Source organism: Ferrovibrio sp. (assembly GCF_036381655.1).
Taxonomy (GTDB): domain Bacteria; phylum Pseudomonadota; class Alphaproteobacteria; order Ferrovibrionales; family Ferrovibrionaceae; genus Ferrovibrio.
Genome location: NZ_DASVCJ010000076.1, coordinates 186,895 through 204,466, shown reverse-complemented (window position 1 = coordinate 204,466; position 17,572 = coordinate 186,895). Strand labels below are relative to the sequence as shown.

The window sequence follows — 17,572 nt, the reverse complement described above, 5'->3', positions numbered from 1 at the left end:
AGCAGCTCAAGCTCACCTTCGACAGCAGGGAGGCGGCGATCGCCTTCTGCGACCGACACGGCGTGCCGTACGAGGTGCGCAGCCCGCATGCGCGGCGCGTCAAGCCCAAGGCCTACGCCGACAACTTCAGCTACTATCACGTGCGCGGCCCGGGCTCCGAGCCGCTGCCGCGCCCTTAGCTCAGCCGGATAGAGCAGCCGCCTTCTAAGCGGCAGGTCGCTGGTTCGAATCCAGCAGGGCGCGCCATTTCAACGCCCTCGGCGGATTTGGGGTTTCACCAAGACGATATTGGATCACGCCACCTGCCGCTGGCCGAGCTGACGTTCGAGCAGGTCGCGATAGGGACCGGGCCTGCGGGCGAGATCCTTCGGACTGCCTTCGTCGATGATGCGCCCGCTATCGAGGACGACGATCCGGTCGAAACGCTGCAATGTCGACAGGCGATGGGCGACGGCGATGACGCTGCGGCCGCGCATCAAGCGGTCGAGCGCATTCTGGATCGCGGCTTCCGACTCGCTGTCCAGTGACGACGTGGCCTCGTCGAGCACAAGGATGGGGGCGTCCTTCAGGAAGGCGCGGGCGATCGCCAGCCTCTGCCGCTGGCCGCCGGATAGCTTGATGCCGCGCTCTCCGACAATCGTATCGAAGCCTTCCGGCATCGCCTCGATGAAACTTCGGCAGCGGGCCGCTTCCGCCGCGGCGACAATTTCGGCGTCGCTGGCATCAGGCCGGCCATAGCGGATGTTTTCGCGGATGCTGCGATGGAACAGCGAGACGTCCTGCGGCACGACGGCAATGGCGCGCCGCAAGCTGTCCTGCTTCAGCTCGCGTATGTCCTTGTTGTTGATCGCGACCCGACCGGCCTGCGCGTCATAGAAGCGTTGCAGCAGCAGCAGAACCGTCGATTTGCCCGCACCCGAGCGCCCGACCAGACCGACGCGCTCTCCCGGTTCGATGCGCAGATTGAAGTCGCTGAGCAGCGGCAGGCGCTTCGGATATGCAAAGTGCACATCGTTGAATTCTATCGTCGCGCCGCGTCCATGCGGCAAAACGAGCGGCCTGGCATTGGCTGCGTCGGACAGGGTATGCGGCACCAAAAGCGTCGCCACAGCCTCCGAGAGGCGTGCGACATGCTGGGTCAGATCGACGAGGGCAACGGCGAGATCCCGCGTGCCATGCAGAATGACGAAGCCCAAAGTGCTGACCAGGACGATATCCCCTGGACTGGCACGGCCTTCGCTCCAGAGCAGCAGGGCCCAGCCCAGCAGGGCCGCCGTGAGAACGGCGGTGACGATGCCATGGAAGATGCGAAGCAGTTCGAGGTAACGCAGGCTGCGGCCGCGCGCCGCAAGCTCGGCGTCGATCTTCGCCGAAAGGCGATTCTGCTCCAGCATGGTTGCACCGAAAAGGCGCACCGCATTCATGTTGCTGATCACGTCGACCAGTTCGCCATCCACCACGGCTGCGTTGGTGGCATATTGGCGATGCAATGGCGTGCCGCGCTTGGCCAGTTTGTAGATCGCCAGGATCAGCAGAGCGGCGACCGCGATCAGGCTTCCGGCCATGACGAGATTGACGGTGCCGAGCACGAATATGGCGCCAATCACCGCGATGCAGGGCGGCAGGACGTTCCAGGCCAGGCTGGTTTCAGTTGTGAATAACGCATTTGAAGTCGCCGATATGCGGCCGGCCAGCATGCCTGGCAGCCGGTCGGCAAAATACGCGGGCGAATGCTGGCTGACATGCCCGAAGAGATCCCGCCGCACATCGCCCGAAACGGCGACAAAAACGTGACTGGCCGCCCATCCGCCGACCCGCCATGACAAGTTGTCTGCAACGATCAGGCCGATCAGAATCACAAAGGCATGCCATAACAGTCCGGCATCGCCGCGGGAGATGATGTCGACCAGGTTTTTCAACGCATATTGCGACCCGAGTGCGCATCCCACGGCAGATAGCACGCTTGCAAGAACAATCGTATGCAGGAGGGGCCGCAGCGCGATGTAGCGCGCCATGAAGGCGATCGGCCGGTGGCTGTATGCGGTAAGGCTTTGGGTGCGGTACGGCTTGGTCACAGCAATTCCACGTTTTGCTCACAGATGAATATGGATTTCGGGATTGTGAACAGGCGTCATCGTTAAAAGTTGCAGAGCATCGCATGTCCGGCATTGAAGTCTGCCATTGCGATTTAGATGGGGGGAGGTGATTGGCAAACATTTCGATGGAGTTTTTTCATGCGCATCGCCCAGGTCGCCCCGTTATTCGAGGCCGTGCCGCCGAAGCTTTACGGCGGCACCGAACGCGTCGTCTCCTTCTTGACGGAAGAACTTGTCAGGCTCGGACATGAGGTGACGCTGTTCGCCAGCGGCGATTCAGAAACCTCCGCCCGGCTGGTGCCGCATTGGCCACGTGCAATGCGGCTCGACAACTCCGTGCGCGACTGGATCGCGCCGCATATGCACATGATGGAAATGGTGCGGCGGCGGGCGCCCGAGTTCGACGTGGTTCACAGCCACTTCGATTACTTCCCTCTGGGGCTGTTCAGCCGATGCGAGACGCCGCTGATCACGACGCTGCACGGACGGCTCGACCTTCCGGAATTGCATCCGATCTATGCGGCATTCGATCATATGCCGCTGATCTCGATCTCCGACGCCCAGCGCCGCCCCATGCCGAAAGCCGGCTGGCTTGCGACGGTTTATCACGGTCTTCCGGATGACCTTCTGGTGCCGTTACCGCTGGAGCGGCGCTATCTTGCCTTTCTGGGCCGGATCTGCCCGGAGAAGCGGGTCGACCATACGATCCGGATCGCGGAGCGCGCGGGGCTGCAGCTGAAGATTGCGGCGAAGGTCGATCAGGCGGATCGGGAATATTTCGAGGCCGAGATCCGGCCTCTGATCGATGCGAGTCCGCATGTCGAAATGATCGGCGAGATCAACGACAGCCAGAAGTCGGCATTCCTCAGCGGCGCGCTTGCATTGATTTTCTCGATCGACTGGCCGGAGCCGTTCGGCCTTGCCATGATCGAGGCGATGGCCTGCGGTACGCCGGTGATCGCCTTCAATCGCGGCTCGGTTCCTGAGATCGTCGAGCAGGGCGTTACCGGATTCATTGTCGAGAATGTCGATGAAGCCGTGGCGGCGCTGGGACAACTCGGCAAGCTGCACAGCGAGTGCATCCGCGCCGAATTCGAGCGTCGCTTCACCGCGCGCAGGATGGCGAAAGATTACGTGGCGCTCTACGAGGAGCTTTTGCCGGCCACGGTTCAACCTTTGCTCCGGGCCGGTACCTGACGAGCATGTACAATTCCCGGTGGTGCCTTGAACAGGGGTTGAACAGGGGGATGGCCCGCGATCTTCCGCTGTCCGGCGGAGACGGCTATGCTGCCGCTCCAATCAAGACGAGCGGAGGGAACCCCGGACATGGCAAGTACAAAGGTCGCATTGGTTACTGGCGCTGGCACCGGCATTGGCAAGGCGTCTGCCGTGGCGTTGGCGCGGGCCGGCTACAATGTCGTTCTGGCCGGCCGGCGGATCGAGCCCTTGGAAACGGCGGCGCAGCAGGCCGAAAAGCATGGGGTGCGGGCGCTGGCCGTATCGACCGATGTTGGCGACCCGGCGTCGGTGCGCTCCCTGTTCGCGAAAACCAAGCAGGCTTTCGGCCGGCTCGACGTGCTGTTCAACAATGCCGGCATGGGCACGCCGGTCATGCCCTTCGAGGATATCTCCTACGAGCAGTGGAAGGCGGTGGTTGACGTCAATCTCACCGGCATGTTCCTGTGCAGCCAGGAAGCCTTCCGCATTATGAAGGACCAGTCGCCGCGCGGCGGCCGCATCATCAATAACGGTTCGATCTCCGCCTATGCGCCGCGGCCCTTTTCGGCGCCTTATACGGCGACCAAGCATGCGGTCTCCGGCCTGACCAGGGCCTGCTCGCTGGATGGCCGGGCCTATGATATCGCGGTCGGACAGATCGATATCGGCAATGCCGCGACCGAGATGACGGAACGCATGGCCAAGGGCGTGCCGCAGGCCGATGGTTCGATGAAGGTCGAACCGCGCATGGACGTCGAGCACGTGGCCAACGCGGTCGTGCATATGGCCAACCTGCCGCTGGATGCCAATGTGCTGTTCATGACGGTGATGGCGACCAAGATGCCATTCGTCGGCCGCGGCTGAGGGGGTCAGCAGCGGCCGCGCCGGCGGTCGAGGGCGGCGCGGGCGAGGCAGAAGATGGTAAACAGCATCTGCGCGCCGGCCTGAGCCGTATTGGTGGTGCCATCATATTGCGGCGCCACTTCGACCACGTCGCCGCCGATCACATCGAGCCCGATCAGGCCGCGCAGGATGGCCAGGGCCTCCGCCGTGCTGAGACCGCCGACCTCCGGCGTTCCCGTGCCCGGCGCGAAGGCCGGGTCGAGACCGTCCACGTCGAACGACACATAGACCGGGCCGCCGCCGACCACGCTTCTGGCCTTGGCGATGACGGCTGGAATGCCGAGCGCCGCGACCTCCTCGGCGTGGATGACCGTCATGCCGGACTCGTAGGAGAACTCCCACAGATACTCTGCGCCGCCGCGGATGCCGATCTGGATCGTCCGTTCCGGATCGAGCACGCCGTCCAGCACGGCCATGCGGAAGGGGCCGCCATGATGGAATTTCGACCCCTCATACGGCCCTGCAGTATCGCAATGGGCATCGATATGGACCAGCCCGACCGGCTGCTGCCGGCCCAGTGCCTTGAGGATGGGGTAGGTGATGGAGTGATCCCCGCCAACCGATAAGGGGATTACGCCAGCGGCGGCGATCCGGTCATAGAAGGCCTCGATGTCCTCGTGGCAGCTTTCCAGGCTGAAGCGGCTGCGAAACGGCACGTCGCCGATATCGGCTGCCTTGCAGTCGATCATCGGCGCCATTTTCAGGGCATGCTCGTAAGGGCCGATCCGCTCGATGGCGCGGACCGCTCGCGGTCCCAACCGGGCGCCGGCCCGGTTGGTCACGCCAAGGTCCATCGGCACCCCTACCAAGGCGACGTCCAGGCCGGCGAAATCGGGCCTGTACGGGGCATCGAGGAAGGTGGCGATATCGGCAAATGGCCATTTTCGCCGATCCCCGCCGTGAAACTGCCGGTCGGCGACGGCGCGGAAAGCCGGGTCGCGGATATCGCCACCCCGGGCCGAACCATATTTTTTGCGCAAGACCTTCAATTTGCTGGGGTTTGTCATGGCAATCGCGTATCTCTCTGCTCCCGTCCGCAGCCGGCCGGTCTGCCAAATGGCTTGGCGGAGGATGGGGATAAGTCTAAGAAGATTGCTGCAATCCGCTACGTAATTCCTCATCTGCGGAGGACATTTTGACTGAAGCGATTACCCAGATGCGCGAGCAGATCCGCAAGCATCAGGAAGAAAAGACCCGTCTGGAGAGCGACATGGCCGCGTTGGCCAAGCGGCGTCCGGAACTCGATAAGGCCATTCTGGATATCCAGGCGAAACTGCGCGCCGCCAAGGGACCGTCGCCGCAATTGCAGAAGGACTTGCTGAACGCCAAGGAGGCTGCCCAGGGGGCGATGGCCGGTATGCAGAGCCTACGCAGCAAGATTGCCGAGTTGAGTGGGAAGATTGCGGAGTTGGAGAAAAACATTAAGATTGTTGAAGATTTTATGCGGCCAAAACAGTAAGTTGCGGCTGTAATAGCAAGAGGGGGCAAAGGGGCAGAATGAACCCCATGGAGGTCGAACGGATGTTGAGCCGCCATCGAGAATGGCTGCTCAAACGTCCGCGTGGTGCTCGTCTCAATCTCTCCCTGGCCGATCTGCAAGGGTATGATTTCAGCGGCGCCGATTTGCGCGCATCGAAGCTTTCAGGTGCCAATCTGGCGCGCGCCGTACTGGTCGGGACCAATCTTTCCGAGGCCGATCTGTTTGCCGCCAACCTGGAACGGGCGGATCTGTCCAAGGCGGACCTTTCGCGGGCCGACCTGCGCGGCGCTTCGATGCGTGGCGCCACCCTGGCCGGGGCGCGCCTTCTGGGGGTCGATTTCCGCGGCGGTGCGCTGATGCAGGCCTCCGATGCCGGTGTCGGCTTCGGCGGGCCCGATGCCAATGGCAAGAAGAAGGCCAATACCTCAGGCGCCGACCTGACGGAGGCCAATCTGCGCGGCTCGAACCTGACCGGATCGAACATGAACGGCGTCAATCTCGCCGGCGCCAACCTGTCCAGGGCCAATCTGACCAAAGTCAGCCTGCGCAAAGCCAACCTGGCGGGGGCCGATTTCAAGGGAGCCTGCCTTCGCGGCGTCGACCTGTCGCTGGCGCTGATCGACGGCGCCGATTTCCAGGGCGCCGATCTGAAAGGCGCCGTCCTGGAAGACGTGGACATGGATTCCGCCAACTTCACCGGCGCGGAGCTGTTCGTCGATGTCTCCAGCTTCGGCGATACGGTGGCCTCGATCCTTCAGGAACATGAAAAATGGATCAAGACCGACGGCAAGGAAGGGACTCGTGCCGACCTGGCCGGGCTCAACATGGAGCGGATAGATCTGGCCGGTAAGGACCTCAGCGGCGCCAATCTGAAAGGCGCCAAGCTTGCCGGCGCCAAGCTGCAGAATGCCACCCTGGTCATGACCGACCTGTCCGAGGCGGACCTGACCGGCGCGAACCTGATCGGGGCGCTGGCCAATGGCGTCAACCTGGCGCGGGCCGTCCTGCATAAAGCCGTATTACAGCGGGCGCAGCTCGGCCGCGTGCCGCTGCGCGGCCCGGACGGCAAGCCGATCGGCCGCTACTGGTCGGCAAGCCTGGCGGCAGCGGATGCGACGGAGGCCGATTTCTCCGATGCCCTGCTGAAAGGCGCCAACCTGATCGACGCCAAGCTCTCCAGCGCCCGTCTGGTCAACGCTGATCTCAGCGACGCCAAGATGGTCAATACCGATCTGGACGGCGCCGATTTGACCGGCGCGCAGTTGCCGCCGGCGGATTGATTACAGCCTGCTGAACTAATCAGTTATCCATGTTGCGCACGCGCTCCATGCGCATGCGGCCGGCATGGTCGATCGCCTCCTTGAAGGCCTCGGGCGCCGCGGCGAGCAGCCTGTGATTCAGATTGCGCGTGAGCTGCCACTCTTTCTTGGGCTCATGCTTGCTGAGCAGTGTCTTGGAAGAAAGATTGGAGAGGATTCGCTCCCACAGCGTCTCCTCGCAGGAGGGGAGCCGTTTCTCACCTAGCAGTCGATTGAGCTTTTCGAGAATCGGATCGGGTTTGGGGCCCAGTGTCAGTTTGCCGGACGCCAGATCCGCCAATGCGATCAGGGCATCAGAGAGGTTGGAGCGGGGGCCCAGCAGATCCTGGATCAAGGTCGTCGAATCGAGGCAGGATCCGGCAACTTCATCCAGCAGCGGCGCCGTGCCCGGATTGCTGCGCTCGACCATGTCGGTCAAGGCGATGTCGAGGCGGCCGGCATAGCTGGACATCGACTGCGTGACCTTGGTCATCTGGAAAAAGAACAGGAAACGCTTGTCGTCGTCGGAAAGATCGCGCGCGGCCAGACGTTCGTGGAGGCGGCTGAAGTCGTTGTTCTCGAAGGCCGGCAGGTTCCGCTCCGCCATGGCATCGCGTGTGCGCTGGATCAGCTTGTCGAACAGCGCTTCCAGCTTCTTGCTGCGCTCTGCCTGACTCGGCAGGCCCGGCTGGGTCTGCGCCCCGGCCAAGGCATAAAGCCCCGCACGCAGGAAATTGCTCATGTCGTTCAGCTTGCGCTGATGCTGCGGCGAATGCAGCAGCTCGATCGAGGTCGCGTTCTGTTTGTCGAGAAACTCGCGATAGACGGCGCTGAAGGCTTTCGCCGCGGGACGCCGCGCCAGATCGTAGAGCGTATTGCAGACCGGGAAAACGCCTTTGAAGGCGCGTGTCGCCATCGCCTTGGGGCGCGCGGTCGCCGTCTTGTTGAAAATTTCCGTCTGTGTCACGAAGCCGTCGGAGCGCGACCGCGAGCGTACGACCTTGACGGCGGTGTAATCGCCCATATTCAACAGCGCGTTGGCTTGTGCGACAGCAGATTTTTCCAGCTGTTCATTTGCATGCTGCGTCATGCTCGCTTCGCCTTCGAGGCGTTTGTCGAGGCGCCAGCGGCCATCGACCATGACGTAGATTTCATAAGCATAGGCTCGCGAGCCGAAGATCGACCCAAACATTCGACGCAATCCCCCCGTCGGTCCGGCTATTTTACTGCCCTGATGGCGAATGGACGATGTTCGCCTTTATCGGCTCGGTTTTGCAAGAGTAAAGGTAATGTCGTTCCTTCAGTCTGTCGCATCCCGTCGTTGCATTTCGGCGATCGCCCGCTGCTCGATCGCCTGCAGTTGTTTCGCGAACCGCTCGAATGCCTGCGAGACGGAGAGGACGAACTGGCGCTGCTGCGGCTCCGGCATTTCCAGCGCCGCTTCGGCGAAGCGGCGCGCCTGGAAACGCGCAAGTCCGGCGGCATCCCGGAAGGCATCGGCGCGCACCTGCTCGAAGGTGGAGAGGATGCAGTGACGCGTAATGCCCTCCTCGACGGTCTTGAAGGACGCCTCCTTCACCATGCCGTCCTTCAGGAGATCGAAAACCAGCAGCGTTTCTTCGGATATCTTGTTGATGATGCCGTCAACCCGCTGGCGGTCACGCGGCGTCGGCGCCAGCTCCGGCTCTGGCGCCCGCTTCGGGGCTCGTTTGACGACGCTGCGCCACATGATCGCGACGGTCCTTTCTGGCAGCCGGCGGTGTCACCCGGTCATTCGCATCGCACGAATATTCTGCGTCACAACCGGCAGATGTGCCAATAATTTCGCCCGGAATAGTTGCGCAAGGATTAAGCCAATCGCCGCCTATGCCAAGCTGCGGCAGTTAACCGCCAATCTTGGTCCATGCTTCCATAATTTTCTGATAATCCGATAAAAAATCGTGCCGACATCTCCCATGCCGGCGGCAATGCTGCTATAAGATTGCCGCCTTAACAGGGGGCTTAAAAGGGGTCAGGCCACAGCGATCGGTTGACCAGACGACGCGGCGGGAGTAACTCGCTGCGCCAGTTACGTCGTTTTTGGCACGACTCCGGCCTATCCGGAGCAGTACAGGGGGAGGTTCCGTGGGGATCCTATTGGCGATTTGCCGCCTGATCGACGCCTTGAATGAACGCGTCGGCAGGCTGGTTTACTGGCTGGTTCTGGCCGCCGTTATCATCAGCGCCGGAAATGCCACCATCCGATACACCTTCGACACCAGTTCGAATGCCTGGCTTGAATTGCAGTGGTATCTGTTCTCAGCGGTCTTTCTGCTATGCGCCGGCTACACCCTGCTGCGTAACGAGCATATCCGCATCGACATCATCTCCGGCCGCCTGTCCGAGAAGGCGCAGACCTGGATCGACATCGTCGGCGGCGTGCTGTTCCTGCTGCCGATGGCGCTGATCATCATGTGGCTGTCCTGGCCGGTCTTCATGGACGCCTATATCCACCACGAAATGTCGCAAAATGCCGGCGGCCTGGTGCGATGGCCGGTGAAGGTCCTGATGCCGATCGGCTTCTTTCTGCTGGTGCTGCAAGGCATATCCGAGGTGGTCAAGCGGATCGCCTTCCTGATGGGGCTGATCCCGAATCCGAATCCGAAGCGCGGCGGAGGCCATGGCGCCCCTCCATCCGACCCCATCGAAGCGCCAGCGGATATGGTCGGGGAGTAAGCGCATCATGATGGAGTTTCTTACCGCCAACCTGGCGCCGGTGATGTTTGCGGCGCTGGTGGTTTTCCTGCTGCTTGGTTACCCCGTCGCCTTCGCCCTGGCCGCCAACGGTTTCCTGTTCGGCCTGATCGGCATGAAACTTGGCCTGCTGACCCCGGCCATTTTCCAGGCGCTGCCGGAACGTGTCTTCGGCATCATGGGCAATGATACGCTGCTGGCGATCCCGTTTTTTACCTTCATGGGCCTGATCCTGGAACGCTCAGGCATGGCGGAAGACCTGCTGGACACGATCGGGCAGCTCTTCGGCCCGCTGCGCGGCGGCTTGGCCTATGCCGTGATTTTCGTCGGCGCTTTGCTGGCCGCGACCACCGGCGTGGTTGCCGCATCGGTCATCTCGATGGGCCTGATCTCGCTGCCGATCATGCTGCGCTACGGTTACGACCGGCGGCTGGCCAGCGGCGTCATCGCTGCCTCCGGCACGCTGGCACAGATCATCCCGCCCAGCCTGGTGCTGATCGTCATGGCCGACCAGCTCGGCCGCTCGGTCGGCGATATGTATGCCGGCGCCCTGGTTCCAGGCCTTGTCCTGTCGGCGCTGTACGGCGGCTACGTGCTCCTGGTTTCGATCATCTTCCCGAAGGCGGCACCGGCCCTGCCGCTGGAAGCCCGGTCGTTGAAGGGATTCCAGCTGCTGTACCGGGTCATTTTCTCGCTCGTGCCGCCGCTGGTGCTGATCTTCCTGGTGCTTGGCACGATCTTCATCGGTATCGCGACACCGACCGAAGGCGGCGCCATGGGCGCGTCCGGCGCCCTGATCCTGGCCCTGCTCAAGCGCAAGCTCGACTGGTCTTTGCTGAAGCAGGCGATGGACACGACGGCCAAGCTGTCGTCCTTCGTCATCTTCATCCTGATCGGCTCCACCTGCTTCGGCCTGATTTTCCGGGCGGTGAACGGCGATCTCTGGGTCGAGCACCTGCTTACCAGCGTGCCTGGCGGCGAGACGGGCTTCCTGATCGTCGTCAATATCCTGGTCTTCGTCCTGGCCTTCTTCCTCGATTTCTTCGAGCTGGCCTTCATCGTGGTGCCGTTGCTGGCGCCGGTGGCGGACAAGATGGGCATCGATCTGATCTGGTTCGGCGTGCTGCTCAGCGTCAACATGCAGACCTCTTTCATGCACCCGCCGTTCGGCTTCGCCCTGTTCTTCCTGCGCAGCGTCGCGCCGACACATGATTACGTGGATAAGATCACCGGCAAATTGACGGAAAAGATCACCACCGGCCAGATCTACTGGGGCGCAGTGCCTTTCGTGCTGATCCAGGTCATCATGGTCGCGTTGGTGATCTCGTTCCCCAGCATGGTCACCCATTTCCTCGACCGTGGCCCGAAACTCGATCCGGCGGCCGTGGAACAGCAACTGCTGATGCCCACACCTGATTACGGCGGGGACAGTATCCAAGATATGTATAATCAGGGACAGGATCAGGGATTCGATCAATCTGACGATCAGTCAGGCGATCAAAGTCTCGATCAGTCGGACGATTCCGACGGCAATGCGGCCGAGCCCGAGGACGATCAGGATGATGCCGATCAGCCCGCCGAAGAGGACGATGGCGGCGGTCAGCCGGATTAAGCCGGACAGTTAGCTTCAATCAGCGCAGAGGCGGCCTTTTGGCCGCCTCTTTGCTTTTGGTATGGGAAAGTTCGGGCATGAAAAAAAAGGCCCCGCAATGCGGGGCCTTTCGAATACTCGGTAGAGCCGAAACCTAGCCCTTCTTGCTCTTCCTCGACCTCGAATGCTGCCGCGTGGAAGAGGCGATCATGAAGTTGTCGAAGGTATTCTCGGCAACACGCCACCAGAGAAGCTCCTCGTCGCGGAACTTCACCCAGCTGTCATAGATCTTCTTGAACTTCGGGTTGGTAGCCGAGGTTTCGGCATAAAGTTCGTTGGCCGCCTTCAGCGAGGCTTCCATGATCGGACGCGAGAAGGCGCGCAGCTGAGTCCCGTTCGCGATCAGGCGGCGCAGGGCCGCCGGATTCTGGGCATCATACTTCGCCACCATCCAGGTGTTGGCTTCATGGCATGCCGCCTCGAAGACGGCCTGATAGCTCTTGGGCAGCTTGTTGAAGGCGTCGATGTTGCAAAGCGCCGAGAGCTGCGGGCCGCCTTCCCACCAGCCGGGATAGTAGTAGTACTTGGCGACCTTGTTGAAGCCGAGCTTCTCGTCGTCGTAGGGGCCGACCCATTCGGTGGCGTCGATCGTGCCCTTCTCAAGGGCCGGATAGATATCGCCGCCGCCGATCATCTGCGGCACCAGGCCCAGCTTGACCAGCACCTTGCCAGCAAAGCCGCCGATACGCATCTTGAGGCCGTTGAAATCCTCCGGAGCCTTGATCTCCTTGCGGAACCAGCCGCCCATCTGGGCGCCGGTGTTGCCGGCCAGGAAGTTGATGACGTTATAGCCCTTGAAGAACTCACGCATCAGTTCCATGCCGCCGCCGAACATCATCCAGGCATTCTGCTGGCGCCCGTTCAGACCGAACGGAATGGCGGTGTCGAAGGCAAATGTCGGGTCCTTGCCGACATAGTAGTAAGCCGCCGTATGGCCGCATTCGACGGTGCCGGCCTGGACCGCGTCCAGAACCTGCAGCGGCGGCACGATCTCGCCGCCGGCGAAGACGCGGATCTTGAACTTGCCATCGGTTGCCGCTTCGACGCGCTTGGCGATGACTTCGCCAGCCCCGAAAATGGTGTCCAGGCTCTTCGGAAAGCTGGAGGCCATGCGCCAATTGATTTCAGGCATACTCTGGGCGATGGCCGGAGCGGGGAAGCTGGCGGCAACACCCATGCTGCCAGCGCCCGCCAAGGCGGCGCCCTTCAAAAACTTGCGTCGTTGCATTGGATATCTTCTCCCTAGTTAAGACTTTGTCGGCTGACGGGCCGGGCTCTTATGGCCCGTTACCGACCGCCCCCCATTTCACCCCACGGAGGAACGATGGCAGGAGATTACGAAATTGGTTACCCAAGGGCAACGCCGAATAAAAAAGCCCCGCCGAAGCGGGGCTTTGCAGTAATTTCAAGCTGTTGAAGATTAAGGCGATCAGCCTTTCTTCTTCTTGGCCTTGGAGGTCCGACGCGTGGTCGACGCCATGTAATTGTCGAAGGTGCCTTCGGCGACTCGGAACCACAGAAGCTGCTCGTCCCGATACTTGACCCAGCTGTCGTAGATCTTCTTGAACTTCGGGTTCTTGGCCGAGATGTCGGCGTAAAGCTCGTTGGCGGCGTCGTAAGCGGCATCCATGACGGCCTTCGGAAAGGGCCGGAGCTGGGTGCCGGTGCTGATCAGCCGCTTCAGGGCCGCCGGATTCTGCGAATCGTACTTGCCCAGCATCCAAACAACGGCTTCGGAGGACGCAGTCTCAAGGGCGGCCTGGTAGGTCTTCGGCAGCTTCGCCCACTGCTCCTGGTTGATATACAGCGACACCTGCGGGCCGCCTTCCCACCAGCCGGGATAGTAGTAGTACTTGGCGACCTTGTTGAAGCCGAGCTTCTCGTCGTCGTACGGGCCGACCCACTCGGCAGCATCGATGGTGCCCTTTTCCAGAGCGGGGTAGATGTCGCCGCCGCCGATCTGCTGCGGCACCACGCCCAGCTTGGAGAGGATCTGCCCGGCAATCCCGGCGATGCGGAACTTCAGGCCGCTCAGGTCCTGGACGGTCTTGATTTCCTTGCGGAACCAGCCGCCCATCTGCGTGCCGGTATTGCCGGCCGGGAACTGGACGATGTTGTAGTCCTTGAAGAACTCGCGCATCAGCTCGAGGCCGCCGCCATTGCGCATCCACGAATTCTGCTGGCGCACGTTCAGGCCGAACGGCATGCAGGCATCGAAGGCAAAGGTCGGGTCCTTACCGACATAGTAATAGCTGACCGTATAGCCCGCCTCGACGGTGCCGTTCTGAACGGCATCGAGCACCTGCAGCGGCGGCACGATCTCGCCGCCGGCGAAGGCGCGGATCTGGAACTTATTGTCCGTCAGCTGCGCAACGCGGTTGGCAATGAATTCCGAGCCGCCATAGATGGTGTCCAGGCTCTTCGGGAAGCTGGTGGGCAGGCGCCACTTGATTTCCGGCATGCTCTGGGCAATGGCCGGGGCGGGGAAGCTGGCAGCAACGCCCACGCTGCCGGCACCGGCAAGAGCGGCGCCTTTGAGGAATTTACGGCGAAGCATTTTCTATGGGTCTCCCTAGGCTGTTTTTGTCGTCCGGATCCATGCTGGGGAGCGCCGGAGAACAACAATAGGCATACAGACCGTCTGTATGCGGCGGGGAAAATACCTCTAGTTTCATTCCCAAGCAATAAACGAGAGCAGCCCGAGGGTTAACCGCAGGCCGGCTGGGTCCTAGCTGCCGACAGGACACAGGCTCCCATTCTCGTCGATACGCCGCCAGCCTTCCGGGGTCAGGGCTTCAAGGGGCTGAAAACGGCTCTTGTAAGCCATTTTTGGGCTCTCGGCGATCCAGTAGCCGAGGTAAACGTAGGGGTGGCCGACCTCTGCTGCATGGAGGATATGCCACAGGATGATGAAGCTGCCGGGGCTGCGGCGCTCGAATTGCGGGTCGAAATAGCTGTAGACCAGCGAAACGCCGTCATGCATCTCGTCGATCAGGCAGACGCCCAGCAGGCGGCCATCGGCCTCGCGGAACTCGGTCAGGCCGCTGCGGACCGGGCTATCCTCCACCATGGCACGGTAGTCGGAGAATTCCATATCTGCCATGCCGCCCCCCTCGTGCCGTGCGGTCACGTAGCGGCGGAAAACCTGATAATGCTCGCGGGTGGCATAGGCCGGCAGCCGCCGCGTGATCACCCCGCTATTGCGGCGCCAGACACGGCGATGACTATGGTCGAGGGTGAACATATCGACCGGTACCCGCACCGGCACGCAGGCATTGCAGTTTTCGCAGGCAGGGCGATAGGCCAGATCCTGGCTGCGCCGGAAACCGGCCTGGCTCAGCGCATTATGCAAGCCATCGGGGTCATCGCCGGCAAGCAGTGTCACCACCTTCCGCTCCAGGCGACCCGGCAGATAAGGGCAGGGTGTCGGCGGAGTGGCAAAGAAATGCCGCAATGGTATCTGCAAGCGATGCTTCACGTCGCTGTCCGTCAGCGTGACTAACTCCAAAAAAGGAGCTTAGCGTAATTGGCAGGCTTGGGGAGGGGTAATCTTCACCCCGATTTTGCCTGCCGACGATGTACGATCATGCCGCACAGAATGTCGTGCAGGCAGCGTCGTCGATTATTGAACAGGGCCCAAAGCAGGATCAACCCGACCGTGAAGCCGGTCGTGACATAAAAGACCGCTGTGTGCAGAAGCGCTTGTAAATAACCCGGTTTGCCGCCATTCCACACGGAAACCTGCAAGCGAAACAGCCGCATGCCCAATGTCGCAGAGCTTGGGCCGCCGATCGTGAGGGTGTGATAGGCGATTGGAAGAGCCGCAGCGATCGCGAACAGCAGCGGCGTCACCAGGCCAAAGGTGGCGACGGTCAGAAGCGCGACGGCGATATAATAAAGCCCAAGAAGCCCGGCAATCACCACGAGATCGACCATATAGGCGAATATCCGCCGCCAGGTCACGCCCTCGAAAAGGCCGGGATCACGAAGTGGATCGAGGACGGCGTATTCCGCCGATCCTCGTTGCGTCAGTTCAGGCGGCCGGTCAGTCACGTCGTGTCCGTCTATCCGGTTCAGCGCGATGGAGCTGTACGAATAGCACCGTTGCTTGGGCCAGGTCCATCCAGGCCGGGCGGTGGCGGCGGCGGCGGCGAGGGTGCGTGCAGCGGGCCGGGGCGCGGAGCGTTTTGCGGCGCCTTGCCGCCCGGCGGAACCGTGCTGAGGAGCAGGATGGCGATGCGGCGATTGCGCGGATCGAGCGGATTGTCCTTGATCAGCGGATCCTGATCCGCATTGCCGGTCACCTGACGGATGCGTTCCGGCGCGACGCCGGACTCGATCAGGGCGCGGCGCGCTGCATTGGCGCGATCAGCCGACAATTCCCAGTTCGAATACGCGCCCTGGCCGCGGAAGGGCTGGGCATCGGTGTTGCCGCTGATGGCCAGCTTGTTGGGCAGCTTGGCGACGACCTGCGCGACCTGCTGCATCAGCCGGCGGGCTTTTTCATTCATCTGCGCCGAGCCCGACGGGAACATCGAGGATTGCTCCTGGTCGACGAGCTGGATGCGCAGTCCCTGCGGCGTCTGGTCGAAAACGACCTGCTTGGACAATTCGGCAAGCTGCGGGTTGTCCTGAATCGCTTGTCGGATCTGTTCTTCCGCCTGGCGGAAATTCTCGGCCTCGATCTGCTGCAGCCGCTCGCGGGCCGCCTCGGCGTCGATCTGCTGCAAATTGGACTGCCCGGCAGCATCCTGCCGGCCGGATGCATTCTGCTGGTTTGCGCCTTGCTGCGCTTCCGAAGGTTCGGGGAATTGCTGACCTTGCTCTCCGGGTGCCGGCGGCGGCGTGTGCACGTCTTCGTATTTCTGATCGTATTGGGGCTGGTCTGGCTGATCCGATTTTTCCGAGGAGGGGCCGACGATGACGGTAGGCAACCCGAAGCTGGAAATCTTGCCGCCATCCTCGACGATGGTGCGGCCGCCCAGCACGCCGCCGGCGCCGGACAGGCTGCGGCTGACCGAAGCCGGCGAGAAGTAATCGGCGACACCCTTCTTCTGCTCGTCGGTGGTGACGTTGAGCAGCCACAGCAGCAGAAAGAAGGCCATCATCGCGGTCACGAAGTCGGCATAGGCAACCTTCCAGGCGCCGCCATGCGCTCCGGCTTCGCCCTTCTTGACCTTCTTTACGATGATCGGGCGTTCGCCCTCATTCGCCGCCATGCCTCAGGCTTTCGCGATCGTTATACCGTTTGCACCTTGCTGGTGGCTTCCTCGACCTCGTAGAAAGTCGGGCGGACGTTGGCCATCAGCGATTTGCGTGCGAATTCGACAGAGACTGCCGGCGCATAGCCCTGCAGATGGGCGAGCAGGCCGGCCTTCATGCAAAGCATGTATTTGCTTTCATGCTCCCAGGTTGCCTTGGCGGCCGAGGCCATCGGTGAAACGAAGCCGTACGAGAGCAGAATACCGCTGAAGGTACCGACGAGCGCACCGCCGATCAGATGGCCAAGGACTTCCGGCGGCTCGCTGATCGAGCCCATGGTGTGAATGACGCCGAGCACGGCCGCGACGATGCCGAGCGCCGGGAAGCTGTCGCCGAAGGTCGTCAATGCATGACCGGCAAGATGCTCTTCCTGATGATGGACATCGAGCTCCATGTCCATCAGCGCTTCCATCTCATGCGGATTCTCGCTGCCCAGCGTCATCAGGCGCAAGTAGTCGCAGAGGAACTCCATCGAATGATGGTCGTCCATGAATTTCGGGAACTGGGTGAAGAGCTTGCTCTCTTCCGGTTTCTCGATGTGCTGCTCCAGCGCCAGCATGCCCTTGCTCTTGGCCAGCTTGAACACGCTGTAGAGCATCGACAGCAATTCGAGATAGTCGTCCTTGGTGTATTTCGGCCCCTTGAACGCCTTCTTGAAGCCGCTCATGGCATGCTTCAGCACCGGCTTGGGACAGCTGATGATGAACGCGCCGACGCCGGCTCCGAAGATGATGATGAATTCGAAGGGCTGGAAGAGAACCGCCAAATGGCCGCCGCCGGCGAGATACCCGCCCAGCACGCAGCCCAGCACCACGATCGCCCCGATAATGGTCAGCATTCAACAACGCTCCATGCCCGTGTCGCACGCCAGACAATATGCGGCACGCTCAACCCAACCCCTGTCTTATCGTATGGCCGTGGTAAACAGAAC

17 protein-coding genes and 1 tRNA gene are annotated in these 17,572 nt (G+C 61.8%); 8 read left to right on the top strand and 10 right to left on the bottom strand.

What is annotated here, in order from left to right:
- Both VF194_RS19885 and VF194_RS17825 read left to right on the top strand, forming a co-directional pair.
- On the top strand, positions 1-179 hold a 179-nt coding region (locus VF194_RS19885), incomplete at its 5' end, for an NADH dehydrogenase ubiquinone Fe-S protein 4 (protein WP_414656122.1).
- A tRNA-Arg gene (locus VF194_RS17825) sits at positions 170-246 on the top strand. The genes VF194_RS19885 and VF194_RS17825, both read left to right, overlap by 10 nt.
- 47 nt (positions 247-293) lie before the next feature.
- Here VF194_RS17825 and VF194_RS17820 read toward each other — a convergent pair.
- Positions 294-2,075: an ABC transporter ATP-binding protein gene (locus tag VF194_RS17820; protein WP_330892542.1), complete on the bottom strand. Its 1,782-nt coding sequence runs from the start codon at positions 2,073-2,075 to the stop codon at positions 294-296.
- A gap of 159 nt (positions 2,076-2,234) precedes the next feature.
- Here VF194_RS17820 and VF194_RS17815 point away from each other — a divergent pair, with 159 nt between their 5' ends.
- Positions 2,235-3,293, top strand: coding sequence for a glycosyltransferase family 4 protein (locus VF194_RS17815; RefSeq protein ID WP_330892541.1), 1,059 nt, complete (start codon positions 2,235-2,237; stop codon positions 3,291-3,293).
- Positions 3,294-3,422: 129 nt separating this feature from the next.
- The gene (locus VF194_RS17810; protein ID WP_330892540.1) at positions 3,423-4,178 is read left to right on the top strand and encodes an SDR family oxidoreductase; all 756 of its coding nucleotides are present in this window, start codon (positions 3,423-3,425) and stop codon (positions 4,176-4,178) included.
- Between the two features lie 5 nt (positions 4,179-4,183).
- Here VF194_RS17810 and speB read toward each other — a convergent pair whose 3' ends face one another.
- A complete protein-coding gene (gene speB, locus VF194_RS17805; protein WP_330892539.1) occupies positions 4,184-5,224 on the bottom strand; it encodes an agmatinase in 1,041 nt (346 codons plus the stop codon).
- Positions 5,225-5,352: 128 nt separating this feature from the next.
- Between speB and VF194_RS17800 the strand changes: the two genes are divergently transcribed.
- Positions 5,353-5,676, top strand: a complete 324-nt coding sequence (locus tag VF194_RS17800) for a hypothetical protein (RefSeq protein ID WP_330892538.1) — start codon at positions 5,353-5,355, stop codon at positions 5,674-5,676.
- 47 nt (positions 5,677-5,723) lie between these two features.
- Positions 5,724-6,977, top strand: a complete 1,254-nt coding sequence (locus tag VF194_RS17795; protein WP_330892537.1) for a pentapeptide repeat-containing protein — start codon at positions 5,724-5,726, stop codon at positions 6,975-6,977.
- Between the two features lie 19 nt (positions 6,978-6,996).
- Here VF194_RS17795 and VF194_RS17790 read toward each other — a convergent pair whose 3' ends face one another.
- A complete protein-coding gene (locus tag VF194_RS17790; protein WP_330892536.1) occupies positions 6,997-8,187 on the bottom strand; it encodes a hypothetical protein in 1,191 nt (396 codons plus the stop codon).
- A gap of 108 nt (positions 8,188-8,295) precedes the next feature.
- Positions 8,296-8,724, bottom strand: coding sequence for a hypothetical protein (locus tag VF194_RS17785; protein WP_330892535.1), 429 nt, complete (start codon positions 8,722-8,724; stop codon positions 8,296-8,298).
- Positions 8,725-9,119: 395 nt separating this feature from the next.
- Here VF194_RS17785 and VF194_RS17780 point away from each other — a divergent pair, with 395 nt between their 5' ends.
- Together VF194_RS17780 and VF194_RS17775 are read left to right on the top strand one after the other, a co-directional pair.
- Complete coding sequence (locus tag VF194_RS17780) at positions 9,120-9,710, top strand: TRAP transporter small permease subunit (protein WP_330892534.1); 591 nt, start codon at positions 9,120-9,122, stop codon at positions 9,708-9,710.
- Between the two features lie 7 nt (positions 9,711-9,717).
- A complete protein-coding gene (locus tag VF194_RS17775) occupies positions 9,718-11,340 on the top strand; it encodes a TRAP transporter large permease subunit (protein ID WP_330892533.1) in 1,623 nt (540 codons plus the stop codon).
- A gap of 133 nt (positions 11,341-11,473) precedes the next feature.
- Here VF194_RS17775 and VF194_RS17770 read toward each other — a convergent pair whose 3' ends face one another.
- From VF194_RS17770 to motA, 6 genes are all read right to left on the bottom strand, one after another.
- The gene (locus VF194_RS17770) at positions 11,474-12,607 is read right to left on the bottom strand and encodes a TRAP transporter substrate-binding protein (protein ID WP_330892532.1); all 1,134 of its coding nucleotides are present in this window, start codon (positions 12,605-12,607) and stop codon (positions 11,474-11,476) included.
- Between the two features lie 201 nt (positions 12,608-12,808).
- Entirely contained in the window at positions 12,809-13,936 is a 1,128-nt protein-coding gene (locus VF194_RS17765) for a TRAP transporter substrate-binding protein (RefSeq protein WP_330892531.1), read from the bottom strand.
- A gap of 171 nt (positions 13,937-14,107) precedes the next feature.
- Positions 14,108-14,857, bottom strand: coding sequence for an arginyltransferase (locus VF194_RS17760; RefSeq protein ID WP_330892530.1), 750 nt, complete (start codon positions 14,855-14,857; stop codon positions 14,108-14,110).
- 74 nt (positions 14,858-14,931) lie between these two features.
- A complete protein-coding gene (locus VF194_RS17755; RefSeq protein WP_330892529.1) occupies positions 14,932-15,432 on the bottom strand; it encodes an RDD family protein in 501 nt (166 codons plus the stop codon).
- Positions 15,433-15,452: 20 nt separating this feature from the next.
- The gene (locus tag VF194_RS17750; protein WP_330892528.1) at positions 15,453-16,598 is read right to left on the bottom strand and encodes a flagellar motor protein MotB; all 1,146 of its coding nucleotides are present in this window, start codon (positions 16,596-16,598) and stop codon (positions 15,453-15,455) included.
- Between the two features lie 20 nt (positions 16,599-16,618).
- Positions 16,619-17,479: a flagellar motor stator protein MotA gene (motA, locus tag VF194_RS17745; RefSeq protein WP_330892527.1), complete on the bottom strand. Its 861-nt coding sequence runs from the start codon at positions 17,477-17,479 to the stop codon at positions 16,619-16,621.
- Positions 17,480-17,572: the final 93 nt, after the last annotated feature.